The organism is Kosakonia sp. SMBL-WEM22 (genome assembly GCF_014490785.1).
Taxonomy (GTDB): domain Bacteria; phylum Pseudomonadota; class Gammaproteobacteria; order Enterobacterales; family Enterobacteriaceae; genus Kosakonia.
Genome location: NZ_CP051488.1, coordinates 3395188 through 3413499 on the forward strand (window position 1 = coordinate 3395188; position 18312 = coordinate 3413499).

Consider the following 18312-nt stretch of genomic DNA (forward strand, 5'->3'; position numbering starts at 1 on the left):
CCTTGCGGGAGGGGTCGCACGTTAGTGTTGTGTGGGATTAACCACCGTAAACATTAAAATCGAAATACTTTTTCGCCAGCTTGTCGTAGGTGCCATCAGCGCGCATCTCGGCGAAGGCTTTATTCAGTGCGTCGCGCAGTTCGCTATCGCCTTTACGCACGCCCATACCGGTGCCGACGCCAAACAGCTTCTCATCTTTAATCGACGGCCCGCCGAATTTGTAGGCTTTGCCCATCGGGGTTTTGAGGAAACCTTCGCTGGCGGCTACTTCATCCTGGAACGCGGCGTCAATGCGGCCTGCGGTCAGGTCGGCGTAGATATTGTCCTGCCCCTGATAGGAGACGATTTCAACCCCTTTCGGCGCCCAGTGAACATTACCGTAGGTCTCCTGGGTGGTGCCCTGCAGCACGCCGATGCGTTTGCCTTTCAGCTTCTCCAGCGCCGGCTGAATGTCAGAATCTTTTGCTACCACCAGGCGGGAATCTGCCGCGTAGAGCTTGTCGGTGAAGTCAATCTCCTGCTGGCGCTTTTCGGTGATCGACAGCGAGGACATAATCGCGTCGATTTTCTTCGCTTTTAAAGATGGGATCAGCGCGTCCAGTGGGTTCTCAACGAACACACACTGCGTATTAATGCGCTTACAGAGCTCTTTTGCCAGATCGATATCAAAACCAACCAACTCACCCTGCGCATTTTTTGATTCAAACGGGGCATAAGTGGGATCGGTACCAATACGTAATTTTTGTGGGATAGCAGCAAATACAGTAGAGACGCTGGAAACAGCGAGCACCAGAGAAAGGGAGAGCACTAATTTTTTCATCATTATCCTCAACAGACTGTCTTTCCTAAGGGAATTCTCACAACTTAACGGTGTGTTATCGTGCCATCATCTCCCCCGGCAAGGCAAAAGATAAACGCGGCAGGATAACTTTTTTTGCAATATGAATGCGTAACTATGCAGCCTTGCACTATTGTGATGCTGCCACTGCACCACGCTGGAACACACCGCTTGTTGCACCATGCCGCGAAAGGCGCATGGCGCACCGTTTTCCCTCACGGCCCGCTGGCGCAGGCCGTACAGCCTTACTCGCCGTAGACGTTAAAGTCGAAATACTTTTTGGCAAGCTTGTCGTAGGTGCCATCTTTACGCAGCTCGGTAAAGGCTTTATCGAACGCCGCTTTCAGCTCGGTATCATCTTTACGCAGGCCAATCCCGGTGCCGTCGCCAAAGAACTTTTTGTCTTTCACCGACGGGCCTGCAAAGGCAAACTCTTTGCCCGCAGGCTGTTTCAGGAAGCCTTCGCTGGCAGCCACTTCATCCTGGAATGCGGCGTCGAGGCGACCGGCAGTCAGGTCAGAGTAAATCTGATCCTGGTTCTGATAGGCCACCACGTCGATGCCTTTACTGCGCCAGTTATCGTTGGCATAACCTTCCTGCGTCGAGCCTTGCAGCACGCCGACATGTTTACCTTTCAGCGACTCCAGTGTCGGTTTGATGGGTGAGCCTTTGGCGGCAATCAGGCGTGAATCCGCCGCGTAGAGCTTTTCGGAGAAAGCAATCTCCTGCTGGCGTTTTTCGGTAATGGAGAGCGACGAGATAATGGCGTCAATCTTCTTCGCTTTCAGAGAGGGGATCAGGGCATCAAAATCGCTGCCGACCCAGGTGCATTTCACCTGCATGCGTTTGCACATCTCATTACCAAGATCGATATCAAAGCCCACAAACTCCCCTTTCGCATCTTTCGAGGAGAAAGGTGCGTAGGTGGCATCGGTGCCAATACGGACTGTCTGGGGAAGCGCTGCATAAACGCTGGCGGTGGCGGAGAGCCCCAGCAGTAAAGACAGAGCGAGGACCGTCTTCTTCATACATTACCCTCAAATGTGCTGTTTTTTTATTGTGTCGTGTGTTGTGTTGCAGCCAGTAGCCTTGCACGTCTTATGCCACTTTCCCGGCAATAAACTAATAGGGCGCGGTAATTGTTAATAAAACGTTGCAGATTGACCGTTGTGATGAAAGATAGCAGGTCTGCGGAACGAACCGCAGCAGTAAACGGGGGAAAGAAGGATTAAATGTTGAGGATATGATCGCGCTTACAAAATTGCCCTAAAAAAGCGCATCGGGCGATACGTTGCACTATTTTGCAGCATCGCCGCCCTGCCAGCGAGCAAAAAGATCTTCCGGCAGTTCGATATCAAACTGATCCACAACGCGGTTGACGGTCTGATCAACTATATCCATCACGCTTTGCGGGCGATGATAAAATGCGGGCACCGGCGGCATGATCACCGCACCGAGTTCCGCCGCCTGGGTCATCAGGCGCAAGTGGCCGAGATGCAGCGGCGTTTCACGCACGCAGAGCACCAGCGGGCGACGCTCTTTCAGCACCACGTCTGCAGCGCGCGTCAGCAGCCCATCGGTGTAGCTGTGAACAATGCCGGATAAGGTTTTGATAGAGCACGGCAGAATCACCATGCCTGCGGTTTTGAACGAGCCAGAGGAGATGTTGGCGGCGATATCGCGGGCGTCATGCACCACGTTTGCCAGCGCCTGCACATCGCGCAGAGAGTAGTCGGTTTCAAGAGAGAGCGTTTGCCGGGCGGCCTGGCTCATCACCAGATGGGTCTCAACTTCCGCGACATCGCGCAGCACCTGTAACAGGCGTACGCCATAAATTGCGCCACTGGCGCCGGAAATGCCCACAATCAGTCGTTTCATCTGCTTATCCACCCGCTAACATAAGCGCAAACTTTGCCTGATTATAGAGGGTGTTGCAACAAGTTGCGCCCCTCATGCGAGGGGCGCGGCGGGATTAGCCTTCGTTGTGCATCTCTAAGCTTTCAACTTCGTTCTGCAGCTGTACCGCTTTGGCATCGTCATTACGCAGCGAGTCGAGGTAATCGAGGTACTGCTGATCGACATCTTTGGTGACATAAACACCGTTAAATACCGAGCACTCGAACTGCTGAATGTCCGGGTTCTCTGCGCGTACGGCGTCAATCAGATCGTTGAGATCCTGGAAAATCAGCCCGTCTGCGCCGATGATCTGGCGGATTTCATCCACTTCACGACCGTGGGCAATCAGCTCATTGGCGGTCGGCATATCAATGCCGTAGACATTCGGGAAGCGAATTTCCGGTGCCGCGGAAGCGAGATACACCTTCTTCGCCCCGGCTTCGCGCGCCATCTCGATAATCTGCTCCGAGGTGGTGCCGCGCACGATGGAGTCATCCACCAGCAGCACGTTCTTGTCGCGGAACTCGGCACGGTTGGCGTTCAGTTTGCGGCGCACCGATTTACGGCGCAACTGCTGGCCCGGCATGATAAAGGTGCGGCCAACGTAGCGGTTTTTCACAAAACCCTGACGGTAAGGCTTGTCCAGAATGCGGGCGATCTCCAGCGCGATATCGCAGGAGGTTTCCGGGATCGGAATCACCACGTCGATATCGAGATCTTCCCACTCGCGGGCGATCTTTTCACCGAGCTTCATGCCCATATTGACGCGGGCGCTGTAGACGGAAATTTTGTCGATAAAGGAGTCCGGGCGCGCAAAGTAGACGTACTCGAACAGGCACGGGTTGCTGACCGGATTTTCCGCGCACTGGCGGCTGTATAGCTGCCCTTTTTCGGTGATATAAACCGCTTCACCTGGTGCGACATCGCGCAGGAACTCAAAGCCCAGCGTATCAAGCGCCACGCTCTCGGAGGCCACCATATATTCGGTGCGACCATCGCCCAGTTCGCGCTTGCCCAGCACCAGCGGACGAATGCCGTTCGGGTCGCGGAAGGCGACCATGCCGTGACCAATAATCATCGCCACGCAGGCGAAGGCACCGCGGATCTGACGGTTGGTCGCGGCAATCGCGGCGAAAACGTTATCCGCTTCGAGCGGATAGTGACGGAAGTTATCCAGCTCGCTGGCGAAAATATTGAGCAGGATTTCAGAATCAGAGGTGGTGTTAATGTGGCGACGCTTCTCTTCGAACAGCTTTTTACGCAGTTCGTGCGCGTTGGTCAGGTTACCATTATGCGCAAGCGTGATGCCGTACGGGGAGTTAACGTAAAAGGGTTGCGCTTCTGAAGCGCTGGAACTGCCCGCGGTGGGGTAACGCACGTGGCCAATCCCCATATTGCCCTGCAGGCGCTGCATATGGCGGGCTTCGAATACATCATTCACCATGCCATTCGCTTTACGCAGACGGAAACAGTTATTGGCATCAATGGTAATGATGCCCGCTGCATCCTGCCCACGGTGCTGCAGCACCGACAACGCGTCATAAATCGACTGGTTTACCGGCATGAAACCGGCGATACCGACAATACCGCACATACGTCTTTTCCTCGTTAAGAGCTTGGTTTACCAGACGTAATCTCAAATACCATTGAACACTGCCACGCGCGACAACCGGAGCCTACAGGATTGTCAGCACTGACCTGGTTCAAATTGGCGAGAAAACAGCCTGTTAAACCAAACTCTAAGCCACATCTCAGGGCTTAAGCCCTGGGCAAGAAACTCGACGAGCTTTGCAGATAGTCAAAGAACCACCTGATGATGAAGCTGAATTGCGGGATAAGCTGCGACTTTTGCCAGTCTTCGCTTTTCGACAGACCTGTAAAGGTATCCAGAAAGAACAGAATGGCGGCGACGATCAGCACGCCGCGAAGCGCACCAAAGCAGATCCCCAACACCCTGTCTGTACCCGACAGGCCGGTTTTCTCCACTAGCGTACCGATAACGTAGTTAACGATAGCGCCCACAATCAGCGTCGCGATAAACAGCACCGCGATGGCAATTCCATTACGTACCAGTTCCTCTTCAAAGCCCGTGAACCAGACTGACAGGTAAGTGTAGTAATGGCTGGCGACAAAGAAAGCACAACCCCATGTCACCAGCGATAACGCTTCACGAACAAAGCCGCGGATCAGGCTTACCAGACAGGAAAAACCAATCACCGCGATGATGGCGTAATCAATCCAGACCATATGTGTCCCACGATTTTACGCCCTGTCATCCAGTTCGGGGCGCATTCTAACAGAAAAAGAAAACGTTTGCGTAGGGATTTCCTTCCCGCGCGGAAATAAAAATGGCGCTGAAAAAATATTCAACGCCAGCAGAACATTGGCCTTCGCGGCCGCACTTTTATCACGCTTCCCTGCTCCGTTTTACGGAGCGTTGCCAGCAAAATAGCGCAGGGTTGCGCGGTTAATTGGCGCTATAGTTCATTACCACACCATTAAGGCCTGACAGCTGGTTGAGTTCGCCAAGCGAGGCTTTAAGTTTATCGCGTGAGGCGTCGGGGCCGACCAGAATGCGGGTGATTTTACCCTGAACTGGCGTCGTCGGCGATGTATAAGCGCGATAGCCCGCTGCGCGCAGTTTACTCACTACTTCATTCACTTTATCAGCGTTTTTCAGCGCGCCAAGCTGGACGACATAGGCTTTGCCGGTCGGGGCTGGTTTCTCTTCCGGTGCTTTAGCCGGTGCCGAATTCGCCGCGGTCTGCTGCTCACGCGCGGGTTGCTGCTGCGGCTGTGGTTTAGGCTGCGGCTTTTCAACGGGTTTCGGCTTTGGCGTCACCGGCGTGGTGGTCACTTCCGGATCGGGAGTACTGTTCGCCGCAAGCCTCGAGGCATTAAGCGACGGCGTGGCGGCATCACCGGCGCGCACCTCTTCCGCTGCCCCTTCCGGCGGCTGCGAGGGCAGCGCCTGGGTAGCGGCCGGCATCATATCCGGCTCGTCGCGATCGCCAGGCTTTGGCACCAGCGGGATCGCTGCGAACTCATCCTGATAATGTTTTTTCTGCCCGTCGAGCAACCCGGGCAGGATAATTACCCCGAGCGCGACCAGCACAATAGTGCCCATCAAACGGTTCTGAAACTTACTTGCCACCGGTTCTCCCCGCTTCCATCGCTTCCATGACATGCGCCACGGTGTGGAACGAGCCACACACCAGCACGGTATCGCAGGCGTCGGCCTCCGCCATTGCCGCCTGCCAGGCCTGGGTCACGTCCGGGAATGCTTGTCCCGACGTCAGATGCGCCAGCAGCTGTTCCGCCGTCGCGCCACGCGGCCCCTCCAGAGGGGCACAATACCAGCTATCGACCACCGGCTCCAGACAGGCAAGCGTTCCACTGATGTCTTTATCATGCAGCATGCCGACCACCGCCAGTACGCGACCACGATTCGGCAACGCTACCAGCCGACCGGCAAGATAGCGTGCAGCATGAGGGTTATGTGCGACATCGAGAATAAGCCGCGGTGATTGGCTCACCACTTGAAAACGACCCGGTAAAATCGCCCGCGCAATGCCGTCACGAATTGCCTGCTCGCTCACATTTAGTTTACTGGCGCGCAGCGCGGCCAGCGCGGTAGCAGCGTTAGGCTGCGGCACCTGCGGCAGCGGCAAATCGCTCAGCTCGCCCTGCTCGTCACGGAAACGCCAGCTCTGTGCGCCAACCTCGTAGTGCCACGCCACATCACGCTGCAACAGCTGCGCGCCCTTCTCTTGCGCGACGTCAGCGATGGTGTGCGGCATATCCGGCTCGCCGACCACCGCAGGTTTACCGATGCGGAAGATGCCCGCTTTTTCACGGCCGATGCTTTCGCGATCCGGGCCGAGCCAGTCGGTATGATCGAGCGCAATGCTGGTGACCACCGCGACATCGGCGTCAACCATATTGGTCGCGTCAAGGCGACCGCCAAGACCCACTTCGAGGATCACCACATCCAGCTGCGCCTGCTTAAACAGCCACAGCGCCGACAGGGTGCCAAATTCAAAATAGCTTAGGGAGATATCGCCGCGCACGGCTTCGATCTCCGCGAAGGAGGCAGTGTGTGCGCTTTCTGCCAGCTCCCCGCCCTGCACGCGTACACGTTCGGTGTAGCGCACCAGATGCGGTGAGCTGTAAACCCCGACGCGATAACCGGCCGCCAGCAGAATCGACTCCAGCGTGCGGCAGGTGGTGCCTTTGCCGTTGGTTCCGGCGACGGTGAAGACAAAGGGTGCGGGACGCAGCACATCAAGCCGCGCCGCCACCTGGCTTACGCGATCGAGCCCTAAATCGATAGGTTTACTGTGCAGCTGTTCCAGATATGAGAGCCATGCGGCCAGGGGCGACGTGGCTTGCGGAGTAGAGAGAGTATCCATGATGCCCGTTGATAGAGTGCGGTTTGAAAAGCAAAAGGGCAGTGCCTTCTGGCCCTGCCCTCAAGAGTATACACATGCTCGTTTTCGCTGCTGGCGCGTAGTCACATAGCCATCCCGCTTTCCTGATATGGAGGAGGAGCGAGCTAAGCAAGGCGCATCAACACACCTGCAGCAGAAAGCGTGACGTGTATTATCAGGCTTCGCCTTCCTGATCCGGCTCTGGCGTTACCACCGTGCCAATATGCGTATCATCCGCATCCGGCGCCGGCAGATTCATCATCTTCGCCAGAATACGCGCCAGCTTAAAGCGCAACTCCGGGCGGCGAATGATCATATCGATAGCGCCTTTTTCGATCAGGAACTCACTGCGCTGGAAACCGGCAGGCAGTTTCTCGCGCACGGTCTGCTCGATAACGCGCGGGCCGGCAAAGCCGATCAGCGCTTTCGGCTCAGCGATGTTGAGATCGCCCAGCATCGCGAAGCTTGCAGAAACGCCGCCCATGGTCGGGTCAGTCAGCACGGAGATGTACGGCAGACCGCGCTCCTGCATTTTCGCCAGCGCCGCAGAGGTTTTCGCCATCTGCATCAGCGACATCAGCGCTTCCTGCATACGCGCACCGCCGGAAGCGGAGAAACAGACCAGCGGACAGTTGTCTTCCAGTGCCTGCTCAACCGCACGCACAAAGCGCGCGCCAACTACGGAACCCATTGAACCGCCCATGAACGCGAACTCAAAGGCCGCTGCGACAACCGGCATGCCGTGCAGCGTGCCCTTCATCACCACCAGCGCATCTTTCTCGCCGGTCTCTTTCTGAGCTGTCGCCAGACGGTCTTTATACTTCTTCGAGTCGCGGAACTTCAGCACATCTTTCGGCTCAAGTTCGCTGCCCAGTTCAACCAGCGATCCTTCATCCAGCAGGCTATGCAGGCGATTACGCGCTGACATCCGCATGTGGTGATCACATTTTGGGCAGACTTCAAGGTTACGCTCCAGTTCGGCGCGGTAAAGCACCTGACCACAGCTATCGCATTTTGTCCACACGCCCTCGGGGATGCTCGCCTTACGGGTGGGGGTGATGTTGCTTTTAATTCTTTCAATCCAGCTCATTGATAACCTTTCTACATGAACCTGGTAGCCCTTGACTGGGGCACATTAAAACATAACGGTTCGCAACTTGGGATAAAAAAGTGGTCGAACCGCCAACAGGTGATTATTTTGTCTGCCGGGACGCGGCGCGGCGATGGCGGATAATCTCAAAGACCCCGGGAAGTATAGACACTACGATAATTCCGACAATCATCAGCTTGAGATTGTCCTGAATCATCGGGATGGTGCCAAAGAAGTATCCGGCGTAGGTGAAAAGTAACACCCACAGCAGCGCGCCCGCGACATTATAGAGGGCGAAATGGCGATAAGACATATGCCCCATGCCAGCGACGAAAGGGGCAAAGGTACGCACAATCGGCACAAAACGCGCGAGGATAATCGTTTTCCCGCCATGTTTCTCATAAAACTGATGCGTTTTATCAAGATGGCTGCGACGGAAGATCTTCGAGTTGGGGTTACTGAATAACCGCTCGCCGAACAGCCGCCCGATGGTGTAGTTCACCGCATCGCCGGCGATGGCGGCGACCAGCATCAGCAGCACCATCATATGCACATTGAGATCGTTGGTCTCAAGGGACGCCAGCGCGCCCGCGACAAACAGCAGCGAGTCGCCCGGCAGGAACGGCGTGACCACCAGACCCGTTTCGCAAAAGAGAATAATAAACAGGATCGCATAGACCCAGACGCCATACTGCGCCACCAGCTCAGCGAGGTGAACGTCAATGTGAAGAATGAAGTCAATCAGGAAGCGTATTAAGTCCATCTACTTATGCCTTATTAATGTGCGACTAGTCCGCCAGGAACAGCGGGCCCATTGGCGCAGCGGGCAGCGCAAAGTGTGATGGATAATCCACCGACACCAGATAGAGCCCTTCCGCTTTCGCCGTTGCTGCTGCCAGCGTTCTGTCCTTTGCCGCCAGCAGCTCTGCTATCCAGCTCTCCGGCTGGTTGTGGGCGCCTACTTCCATCAGGCTGCCGACAATATTCCTGACCATATGATGTACAAAGGCATTGGCTTTGATATCGACCACAATATAGGTACCGTAGCGGCTGACGTTGATGTGCATCAGGTTGCGCCAGGGCGTACGCGACTGGCACTGCACGGCGCGAAACGAGGTAAAGTCGTTTTCGCCAATCAGACACTGCGCCGCACGGTGCATGCGTTCAGCATCCAGCGGCTGATGATAGTGCGTAACACCATGACCGAGCACCGCCGGACGCAAGCGATGATTGTAGATGACGTAGCGGTAACGGCGCGCCGTCGCGCTAAAGCGCGCATGAAAATCATCGGGCACATCTTTTACCCAACGCACCGCGATGTCTTTAGGCAGATTCGCATTTACGCCCAGCGTCCAGGCGGCGTCTTTGCGCAGCGCAGTCGTCTCAAAATGGACCACCTGGCCGGTCGCATGCACACCGGCATCGGTGCGCCCGGCGCAAAAGACCGAGATCGGCTCATTGGCAACCTGCGAGAGCGCCTTCTCCAGCTTCTCCTGCACACTGCGCACTTCCTGCTGACGCTGCCAGCCGTAGTAGTGGCTGCCGTCATACTCAATTCCCAGCGCGATTTTGTAGCGCGGCGCGGTGGTTTCTTCCTGCATCAGTACAGATACTCCTGCACCAGTTTCTCTGCCGTTTTCACCGCCATCAGCGCGCCGCCAAAGCGAATGTTGTCGGCAACCGACCAGAACTGGATCTGCTCCGGCATGCCATAGTCATTGCGAATGCAGCCGACGGAGAGATGGGCCTGGCCGGACGCGTCCGCCACCTGGGTCGGAAATTCGTTCGCTTCAGAGAGGGCAATATCCTCAAAGCGAGCAAACGCATCGCGCGCCTCTTCGGCCGCCAGCGGGCGTAATGCTTCGAAGCTCACCATCTGCGCATGGCCGTAGAAGACCGGCGACTGCACGCAGTTAGCGGAGATCATCAGCCCATCGTCCTGCAGGATTTTACGCATCTGATCGATGATGATGCGCTCTTCGCGCACACTACCTTCACTGTCCGGCAGCAGCGGCAACATATTGAATGCCAGCTGGCGACCAAAGTAGTCATCATCATCAATCGGGATGCCGTTCAACAGCTTGGCGCTCTGCCCTGCCAGCGCATCCACCGCCTGTTTACCGCTGCGCGAAACAGAGAGCAGGCTGGTCACAGCAATACGCGACAGGCCGCCTTCATCAATCAGCGGTTTCAGGCCTGCCAGCAGCTGGCTGGTAAGACTATCCGGAATAGCGATCACGTTGCGGTTGCGATAGTCCGCCAGCACGAACGGGTTAACGTCCGGCATCACCAGCGGCACATCCGGTTCGAGGGCAAACAGACCGCTGGTGTCGATCACCAGACAACCGGCGTTGGTCGCTTCTTCAATATAGGTCGCGCTGGCTTGCGCACCCGCCACAAAGAACGCCAGCTGCGCCTGCGTCCAGTCGAATTCAGCAGCATCTTCTACGCGCACGGTTTTACCGGCATAACGCAAGTTTTCCCCCGCGCTTTCGCTCTTAGCCAGAGCATAGAGTTCGCCAACCGGGAACTGGCGCTCCGCCAGCGTTTCGAGCAAGGCTTCTCCGACCGCGCCAGTGGCGCCGAGAACGGCAATATTCCAGCCTTCAGACATGGTGATTCACTCCAGAAAAAAGCGTCCCCGTCGGCGACGGGGAGCATAAAGATGAATTAACGTACCGGGTGATAAAAGGCGTCGAAGCCCAGTTTTTGCAACAGCGCCGATGCGTCCGCGTCGTCGCACTCAACGGTGAGTGACGACCATTCGCGGCGCTCAAGATAGTGCTTACGCAGCTTATCGAACTCACCCGGTGTGCCCGCTACTTTTCGCAGCAGGGCATCGTCGCGGCGCACATCATACACCAAATGCACCAACCTTTTTAACATTGCCTGTTCGACCGGCCCATGAAGGGAGATGCGGCTGCACTCCGGCGCAGGAAGCAGCGTATTCAGCGCCACCTGCTGCGGCTGACCGAGGAATTGACTGTAGGCTTCAAATACCTGCGTGGTGCCGCGCGCTTTTCCTTCAAGCGTGTAACCCGCAATATGCGCCGTGCCGATATCCACCTCTGCCAGCAGCTCGACGTTGAGATCCGGCTCCGGCTCCCAGACATCCAGCACGACGCTGAGATCCTGCCCCGCCTGCAAGTGCTGCAACAGCGCCGCGTTATCCACGACCGGCCCGCGACAGGCGTTGATCAGAATGGTGCCTGGCTTCAGGCGGCTGAGCAGCGCGTCATCAACCAGGTGCAGGGTTTTATACGGCCCCTCTTTAAACAGTGGGGTGTGGAACGTGAGGATATCCGCTTCGCGTACCAGCTCATCCAGCGTGCGGAAGTCGCCCGCGTCCCCGCGATCGGCGCGTGGCGGATCGCACAACAGCGTACGGATGCCCAGCGCTTCCAGCCGCGCCTGTAAGCGCCCACCGACGTTGCCGACGCCGACAATGCCCACGGTGCGGTCCGTGAGTGCAAACCCGTCGCGCTCTGCCAGCATTAATAAAGAGGAGAAAACATACTCCACCACGGCGATAGCGTTACATCCCGGTGCTGCGGAGAATGCGATGCCCGCCTGTTTCAGAAAAGCCTCATCAACATGATCGGTACCCGCCGTGGCGGTACCGACAAATTTAATCCCGGTCCCTTGCAGTAAATCGTTATTCACCTTCGTGACGGATCGCACCATTAATGCTTCGGCATCAGCCAGTTCCGCCTGGGGAATCGGGCGTCCGGGCACGGCATTAACCTCGCCCAGTCGGCTAAAAAGATCGCGGGCGTAAGGCATATTTTCATCAACAAGGATTTTCACACTACAGTACCTGTTTGAGAGCGGGAGTTGAGCGCGCAAGTGTGCCATAATCTCGCCGCCAGGCATACCCGCAATGCCGGCCACCGCCATGCGAGAGTAAGAGGAAACCCATGATTCAACCCATTCAGGGCGCACCTGCGCGTCCTCCCGGGCAAGAGCCACCGCAAGCCGCTAATCCTGTCGGCGAGCAGCCACTATCCACCCAGCAGCGTACCGTGCTGGAGCGGCTGGTGACGCGTTTGATCGCCCTGACCCAACAGCAGAGCGCTGAAGTCTGGGCAGGCGTAAAGCATGATTTGGGGCTGAAAAACGATGCGCCCCTGCTCTCGCGCCACTTCCCTGCCGCTGAGCAGAATCTGACGCAGCGCATGGAAACGGCAACGCAGAACCACACCACGCGCCAGATGGTGACCCAGTTGACCGAGCTGCTCGGCAAGGGGAACAATCGCCAGGCGGTGAGCGATTTTATTCGTCAGGAGTTCGGCCAGACGGCGCTCAGCCAGCTTACGCCGCAGCAGTTAAAAACGGTGCTGACGATGTTGCAGAACAACCAGATTGCGATCCCGCAGCCGCAGCAGCGCCCGGCAACTGAGCGTCCTCTGGTGGCGGCGGAGCATAACTCCCTCAACCAGGCGGTGACGAAACTGGCGGCGGCAACCGGCGAGTCGAGCAAGCTTATCTGGCAATCAATGCTGGAGCTCTCCGGCGTGAAGAGCGGCGAGCTGATCCCGGCGAAACATTTTACGCCGCTGATGACCTGGCTGCAGGCGCGCCAGACGCTGGCGACGCATACGGCACCGACACTACAAACGGTGCAGGCCACGCTGAAACAGCCGCTGGACAGCGCCGAATGGCGCGGCATCAGCGACTATGCGCAGCAGACGTTCCAGGTGACGCCTCAGACGGTGCTGACCAACGCCCAGGTGCAGGATATTCTCAACCAGGTCTTTTTACGCCGCACCGAGCGCGCGTCGGGAATGATCGAGGTGCGTGATGTGCAGCCGATTTATAGCCCCTTCGTCGCGCCGATAGTCGACACGGTAAAAGCGATGTCGATGCGACCAGGACTCTTTTTTATTGCCCTGCTTGTGGTGATGCTGCTGCTGTGGCTGGTGATTTAAAACACTGATGCATCCGCAGGCCTGCTAAATCCGTAGGCCTGATAAGCGAAGCGCCATCAGGCAATAACCTGATGGCGCATTATTAATCTACGGATCACCCTCTTACTTGATGTTATCGCCGTTCTGTCTGATCACATCCTGGTACCACCAGAAGGATTTCTTACGGCTGCGCGCCAGCGTACCGTTCCCTTCATTGTCTTTATCGACGTAGATAAAGCCGTAACGTTTTTTCATCTCGCCGGTGCCGGCAGACACCAGATCGATACAGCCCCACGGCGTATACCCCATCAAATCGACCCCATCTTCCACCACCGCTTTTTTCATTTCGCGGATGTGGTTGTGCAGGTATTCAATGCGGTATTGGTCGTCGACCACGCCGTCGCTTCCGAGCTGGTCAATAGCGCCGAAGCCGTTTTCAACGATAAACAGCGGCAGCTGGTAGTGGTCGTAGAAGTAGTTTAGCGAGTAGCGCAGGCCAACCGGATCAATTTGCCAGCCCCAGTCCGACGCTTTCACGTACGGATTTTTTACCAGGCTTTTGGTTTCGTCGTAATCAAGCTGCGGGTTATCTTCCGTCGCTTTGGTGGCAAACGACATGTAGTAGCTAAAGCCGATGTAGTCGACGCAGCCGCGGGTGAGGATCTGCAAGTCTTCGTCGGTAATATCAAGCTTGAAATCCCGGCGGGCAAAGTAGTTAAGCAGATGCTGCGGGTAGTAGCCGCGCACGTGTACATCGGTGAACCAGTAGCGGCGGTGCATCGCTACTACCGACATCATCATGTCGTTCGGATCGCAGGTGAGCGGGTAGATTGGACACATGGCGATCATACAGCCGATTTTAAAGTCAGGGTTAATTTTATGACCCGCTTCCACCGCCAGCGCGCTGGCTACCAGCTCATAGTGCGCGGCCTGGTACATAATCACTTCACGATCTTCGCCCGGCTGATACTTCACGCCGGAGTTGGTAAATGGCGCAAAGTCTTCGTTGTAGTTGGCCTGGTTGTTGATTTCGTTGAAGGTCATCCAGTATTTGACCTTGCTGCGATAGCGGGTGAAGACAGCGTTGGCAAAGCGCACAAAGAAGGCGATCACCTCACGGTTACGCCAGCCGCCATACTTTTTGACGAGGTGATAAGGCATTTCGAAATGGGAGAGCGTGATTACCGGCTCAATGTTGTACTTCAGGCACTCGTCGAACAGATCGTCGTAGAACTGCAAACCGGCTTCGTTGGGCTCCAGCTCATCCCCATTCGGGAAGATACGCGTCCAGGCGATGGAGGTGCGAAAACATTTAAAGCCCATCTCGGCAAAGAGTTTGATGTCCTCTTTGTAGCGGTGATAGAAGTCGATAGCATCATGATTGGGGTAGTTTTTACCCGGCAGTACGCCATCGGTGATCTCACGCGGAACGCCATGTGCGCCTGCGGTCATCACATCCGCCACGCTGACGCCTTTACCACCCTCCTGCCAGCCGCCTTCCAGTTGATGCGCAGCAACCGCCCCGCCCCACAGAAAATCCGCTTTAAAACCGGACATATCACTCTCCTTTCGCTTATCAGTGCGAAGAGCATAAACGCGACCGCGCAGAGATGACATCGCCGTGCTCGCGTTTTGTGAAACCGGTTGCAAAGAGAGTATTTCACACGCAACTCATTACATCGGGCTGGAAGCCAGCGCATAAAAAAGGGAGCCTCAGGCTCCCTTCTTACGTTCTATGACGTTTATTTCAGCTTGCGCATCACTAGCGTGGCGTTAGTGCCGCCAAAGCCGAAGCTGTTGGACATTACTGTGTTGAGCGTCTGCTCGGTCGGTTTGGTGACGATATTCATGCCCGCCGCCTGATCGTCCAAATCCTCAATGTTAATGCTCGGCGCGATAAAGCCGTGCTCCAGCATCAGCAGAGAGTAGATCGCTTCCTGCACACCAGCCGCGCCCAGTGAGTGACCGGTCATCGCTTTGGTCGCGGAGATGGCAGGCGTGTTATCGCCAAATACTTCACGAATTGCGCCCAGCTCTTTCACATCACCCACCGGGGTGGAGGTGCCGTGAGAGTTGAGGTAATCGATCGGGGTATCAACGCCGTGCATCGCCATCTTCATACAGCGCACTGCGCCTTCACCTGACGGTGCAACCATGTCAGCGCCATCAGACGTTGCTCCATAGCCGACGATCTCAGCGTAGATGTGCGCACCGCGCGCCAGCGCGTGCTCCAGCTCTTCAACGACGACCATGCCGCCGCCGCCAGCGATAACAAAGCCATCACGCTCTTTATCGTAGGTACGGGACGCTTTGTCCGGCGTCTCGTTGTATTTGGTGGAGAGCGCGCCCATGGCGTCGAACTCACAGGCCATTTCCCAGCACAGCTCTTCACCGCCGCCGGCAAAAACGATGTCCTGTTTGCCCAGTTGAATCTGTTCTACCGCGTTCCCGATACAGTGCGCGGAAGTGGCGCACGCGGAGCTGATGGAGTAGTTAACGCCGTGGATTTTGAACGGCGTGGCGAGGCAGGCGGAAACCGCAGAGGCCATCGCCTTGGTCACCACATAAGGACCAACGGCTTTCAGGCCGCGCGGGGTGCGCATCGCGTCCGCGCCGAAAACCTGTGCTTTAGAGGAACCGCCGGAACCTGCAATCAGGCCCACGCGTGGGTTGTTCTGATAGACCTCTTCTTTCAGGCCTGCATCTTCGATGGCCTGCTGCATTGAGAGGTAAGAATAGATAGAGGCATCGTTCATGAAACGAACCACTTTACGGTCGATCAAACCTGTGGTGTCCAGTTTGACGTTACCCCAGACGTGGCTGCGCATGCCGGAATCTTTGAACTCCTGAGAAAATGTGATCCCTGAGCGTCCTTCACGCAGAGATGCCAGGACTTCCTGCTGGTTACTACCAATGCTGGAAACGATGCCCAGGCCAGTAATTACTGCACGCTTCATTCAATACCCCTAAGTCGCACTAATTAAGTTTCGAGTCGCAAGATAGCGTACACTTGTACGCCGAACAAGTCCGATCAGACATTTCACACAGAAATTTGCGCCTTTCTTTGACCCTCGTTAAGATCGACGCACTGCTTGCCGGACGAGTAACTTACGTGAAACACACCGCTATACAGACCGCCAACCTCGAATTCAACGCTGAGGGTACACCTGTTTCCCGAGATTTTGACGATGTCTACTTCTCTAATGATAACGGGCTTGAAGAGACCCGCTATGTTTTTCTCGGCGGCAACGACCTCCGGACGCGTTTTCCAGAACACTCCAGGAAACTATTCATTGTTGCGGAGAGCGGCTTTGGTACCGGCCTTAACTTCCTCACACTGTGGCAGGCTTTTGCCGCTTTTCGTGCCGAACATCCTGACGCTACCCTGGAAAGATTACATTTCATCAGTTTCGAAAAATTTCCCCTCACCCGCGATGACCTGCAAAAAGCCCATGCCCACTGGCCGGAACTGGCACCTTTTGCTGAACTGTTGCAGGCGCAGTGGCCACAGGCGATCGCGGGCTGCCATCGGCTGTTGCTCGATGAAGGTCGCGTGACGCTCGATCTCTGGTTTGGTGATATTAATCAGTTAACTGATACGCTCGATGAGAGTCTGAACCAGCAGGTTGATGCCTGGTTCCTCGATGGCTTTGCGCCGTCGAAAAATCCCGATATGTGGACGCCCGCCCTTTTTCAGGCGATGGCGCGTCTTACCCGGCCGGGCGGGACGCTGGCGACCTTTACCTCCGCCGGCTTTGTGCGCCGCGGTTTGCAGGAGGCGGGCTTCACCATGCAAAAGCGCAAAGGCTTTGGCCGTAAGCGGGAGATGTTAAGCGGTGTGTTAGAAAAGGGGGTTATAGCCGCGCCGCGCGCGCCGTGGTTTGCCCGCAGCGGTACAGAGACGCGGGAAGTCGCGCTGGTTGGCGGCGGCGTTGCGAGCGCGCTGCTTGCCCTTGCGCTGCTTCGCCGTGGCTGGCAGGTCACGCTCTACTGCGCGGATGCCGCCCCGGCAGAGGGCGCATCCGGCAACCGCCAGGGCGCACTCTATCCGCTCCTTAGCGCGCACGATCCGGCGCTGGCGCGCTTTTTTAGCGCCGCGTTTACCTTTGCCCGCAGGCTTTATGACGCGCTGCCGGTAGCGTTTGATCACCAGTGGTGCGGCGTTACCCAGCTCGGCTGGGATGAGAAGAGCCAACATAAAATCGAGCAGATGCTGACGCTGGAACTGCCTCACGAGCTGGCGCACCGCATCAGCGCGGAGGGCGTTTTTGCGCAGAGCGGCGTAGAGACCGGTTGCGCTGGTATCACCTACCCCGCCGGCGGCTGGTTATGCCCGGCGCAATTAACGGCAGGAGCCATTGCTCTCGGAATGGAGCAGGGTTTGCAGGTGCACTATCGCTATGAGGTTGAAACGCTTGTTCGCCACAGTAATGGCTGGCAGCTGCGTTTCGCCGATGGCAGCGAGCGCCAGCATGAGAGCGTGGTGCTGGCCAACGGGCACCGCATTCAGCACTTTTCCCAAACGGAGAAACTGCCGGTTTATCCGGTGGCCGGTCAGGTAAGCCATATTCCCACCACCGGGCCGCTGGCTCGTCTGCGCCAGGTGCTCTGTTATGACGGCTATCTGACGCCGCACAACCCACATAACCAGCAGCACTGTATTGGTGCCAGTTACCATCGCGGCCAGCAGGACGCGGCCTACAGCGAAGCGGATCAGCAGCAGAACCGCCAGCGCTTGATTGACTGTTTCCCGCAGGCCGAGTGGGCGCAGACGGTGGATATTAGTGCCAAAGAGGCGCGTTGCGGCGTACGCTGCGCCACGCGCGATCACCTGCCGATGGTCGGCAATGTGGCAGATTACAATGCAACGTTATCAGCCTATGCAAAGCTTGCTGAACATCAGGACACGGCGGTCAGTGCGCCCGTGCATGAGGGGTTATTTATGATCGGTGCGCTCGGTTCACGTGGCTTGTGCAGCGCGCCGCTGGCGGCGGAGATCCTCGCCGCGCAGATGAGCGATGAGCCCATTCCACTGGATGGCGAAACGCTGGCGGCGATGAACCCGAATCGGTTGTGGGTACGAAAGTTGTTGAAGGGAAAAGCGGTGAAATAAGGGGTAGCGGCCGGTATATCGCCGTAAACAGATTGCCG

At 56.7% G+C, this 18312-nt stretch carries 17 protein-coding genes; 3 read left to right on the forward strand and 14 right to left on the reverse strand.

Annotation, left to right across the window (positions count from 1 at the left end; translation table 11 throughout):
• Nucleotides 1–37: 37 nt before the first annotated feature.
• Entirely contained in the window at nucleotides 38–820 is a 783-nt protein-coding gene (hisJ, locus tag HF650_RS16265) for a histidine ABC transporter substrate-binding protein HisJ (protein WP_187802720.1), read from the reverse strand.
• Nucleotides 821–955: 135 nt separating this feature from the next.
• Here hisJ and HF650_RS16270 point away from each other — a divergent pair, with 135 nt between their 5' ends.
• Nucleotides 956–1096 (forward strand): hypothetical protein, encoded by a 141-nt coding sequence (locus tag HF650_RS16270; RefSeq protein ID WP_187799511.1) that lies wholly within the window; start codon nucleotides 956–958, stop codon nucleotides 1094–1096.
• On the opposite strand, the gene argT is transcribed toward HF650_RS16270, so the two are convergent.
• From argT to pdxB, 11 genes are all read right to left on the reverse strand, one after another.
• Complete coding sequence (gene argT / locus HF650_RS16275) at nucleotides 1084–1866, reverse strand: lysine/arginine/ornithine ABC transporter substrate-binding protein ArgT (RefSeq protein WP_187799512.1); 783 nt, start codon at nucleotides 1864–1866, stop codon at nucleotides 1084–1086. The two genes, HF650_RS16270 and argT, sit on opposite strands and share 13 nt — an antisense overlap.
• A 268-nt stretch (nucleotides 1867–2134) precedes the next feature.
• Entirely contained in the window at nucleotides 2135–2716 is a 582-nt protein-coding gene (locus HF650_RS16280) for a UbiX family flavin prenyltransferase (protein ID WP_023479639.1), read from the reverse strand.
• A gap of 94 nt (nucleotides 2717–2810) precedes the next feature.
• Nucleotides 2811–4328, reverse strand: coding sequence for an amidophosphoribosyltransferase (gene purF, locus HF650_RS16285; protein ID WP_187799513.1), 1518 nt, complete (start codon nucleotides 4326–4328; stop codon nucleotides 2811–2813).
• A gap of 164 nt (nucleotides 4329–4492) precedes the next feature.
• Complete coding sequence (cvpA, locus tag HF650_RS16290) at nucleotides 4493–4981, reverse strand: colicin V production protein (RefSeq protein ID WP_042716765.1); 489 nt, start codon at nucleotides 4979–4981, stop codon at nucleotides 4493–4495.
• Nucleotides 4982–5201: 220 nt separating this feature from the next.
• Entirely contained in the window at nucleotides 5202–5888 is a 687-nt protein-coding gene (gene dedD, locus HF650_RS16295) for a cell division protein DedD (protein WP_187799514.1), read from the reverse strand.
• Nucleotides 5878–7146 carry a bifunctional tetrahydrofolate synthase/dihydrofolate synthase gene (gene folC, locus HF650_RS16300; protein ID WP_187799515.1) on the reverse strand — a complete coding sequence of 423 codons (1269 nt, stop codon included), beginning with the start codon at nucleotides 7144–7146 and terminating at the stop codon, nucleotides 5878–5880. The genes dedD and folC overlap by 11 nt, the downstream gene beginning before the upstream one ends.
• Before the next feature lie 193 nt (nucleotides 7147–7339).
• Complete coding sequence (gene accD, locus HF650_RS16305; RefSeq protein ID WP_124967746.1) at nucleotides 7340–8254, reverse strand: acetyl-CoA carboxylase, carboxyltransferase subunit beta; 915 nt, start codon at nucleotides 8252–8254, stop codon at nucleotides 7340–7342.
• A gap of 103 nt (nucleotides 8255–8357) precedes the next feature.
• Nucleotides 8358–9017: a DedA family protein gene (locus HF650_RS16310; protein ID WP_187799516.1), complete on the reverse strand. Its 660-nt coding sequence runs from the start codon at nucleotides 9015–9017 to the stop codon at nucleotides 8358–8360.
• 25 nt (nucleotides 9018–9042) lie between these two features.
• Nucleotides 9043–9855: a tRNA pseudouridine(38-40) synthase TruA gene (truA, locus tag HF650_RS16315; RefSeq protein WP_023479805.1), complete on the reverse strand. Its 813-nt coding sequence runs from the start codon at nucleotides 9853–9855 to the stop codon at nucleotides 9043–9045.
• Nucleotides 9855–10868: an aspartate-semialdehyde dehydrogenase gene (locus HF650_RS16320; protein WP_187799517.1), complete on the reverse strand. Its 1014-nt coding sequence runs from the start codon at nucleotides 10866–10868 to the stop codon at nucleotides 9855–9857. Before HF650_RS16320 ends, truA begins: the two co-directional genes overlap by 1 nt.
• A gap of 56 nt (nucleotides 10869–10924) precedes the next feature.
• Nucleotides 10925–12061 (reverse strand): 4-phosphoerythronate dehydrogenase PdxB, encoded by a 1137-nt coding sequence (pdxB, locus tag HF650_RS16325; protein WP_187799518.1) that lies wholly within the window; start codon nucleotides 12059–12061, stop codon nucleotides 10925–10927.
• Between the two features lie 110 nt (nucleotides 12062–12171).
• Here pdxB and flk point away from each other — a divergent pair, with 110 nt between their 5' ends.
• Nucleotides 12172–13182, forward strand: coding sequence for a flagella biosynthesis regulator Flk (gene flk / locus HF650_RS16330; protein ID WP_187799519.1), 1011 nt, complete (start codon nucleotides 12172–12174; stop codon nucleotides 13180–13182).
• A 102-nt stretch (nucleotides 13183–13284) separates the two neighbouring features.
• Here the strand turns inward: flk and HF650_RS16335 are convergent, their stop codons facing one another.
• Both HF650_RS16335 and fabB read right to left on the reverse strand, forming a co-directional pair.
• A complete protein-coding gene (locus HF650_RS16335) occupies nucleotides 13285–14718 on the reverse strand; it encodes a 6-phospho-beta-glucosidase (protein ID WP_187799520.1) in 1434 nt (477 codons plus the stop codon).
• A gap of 185 nt (nucleotides 14719–14903) precedes the next feature.
• Nucleotides 14904–16118, reverse strand: coding sequence for a beta-ketoacyl-ACP synthase I (gene fabB, locus HF650_RS16340; protein ID WP_023479827.1), 1215 nt, complete (start codon nucleotides 16116–16118; stop codon nucleotides 14904–14906).
• 155 nt (nucleotides 16119–16273) lie between these two features.
• Here fabB and mnmC point away from each other — a divergent pair, with 155 nt between their 5' ends.
• Nucleotides 16274–18274 carry a bifunctional tRNA (5-methylaminomethyl-2-thiouridine)(34)-methyltransferase MnmD/FAD-dependent 5-carboxymethylaminomethyl-2-thiouridine(34) oxidoreductase MnmC gene (mnmC, locus tag HF650_RS16345; RefSeq protein WP_187799521.1) on the forward strand — a complete coding sequence of 667 codons (2001 nt, stop codon included), beginning with the start codon at nucleotides 16274–16276 and terminating at the stop codon, nucleotides 18272–18274.
• The last annotated feature ends 38 nt before the right edge of the window (nucleotides 18275–18312 follow it).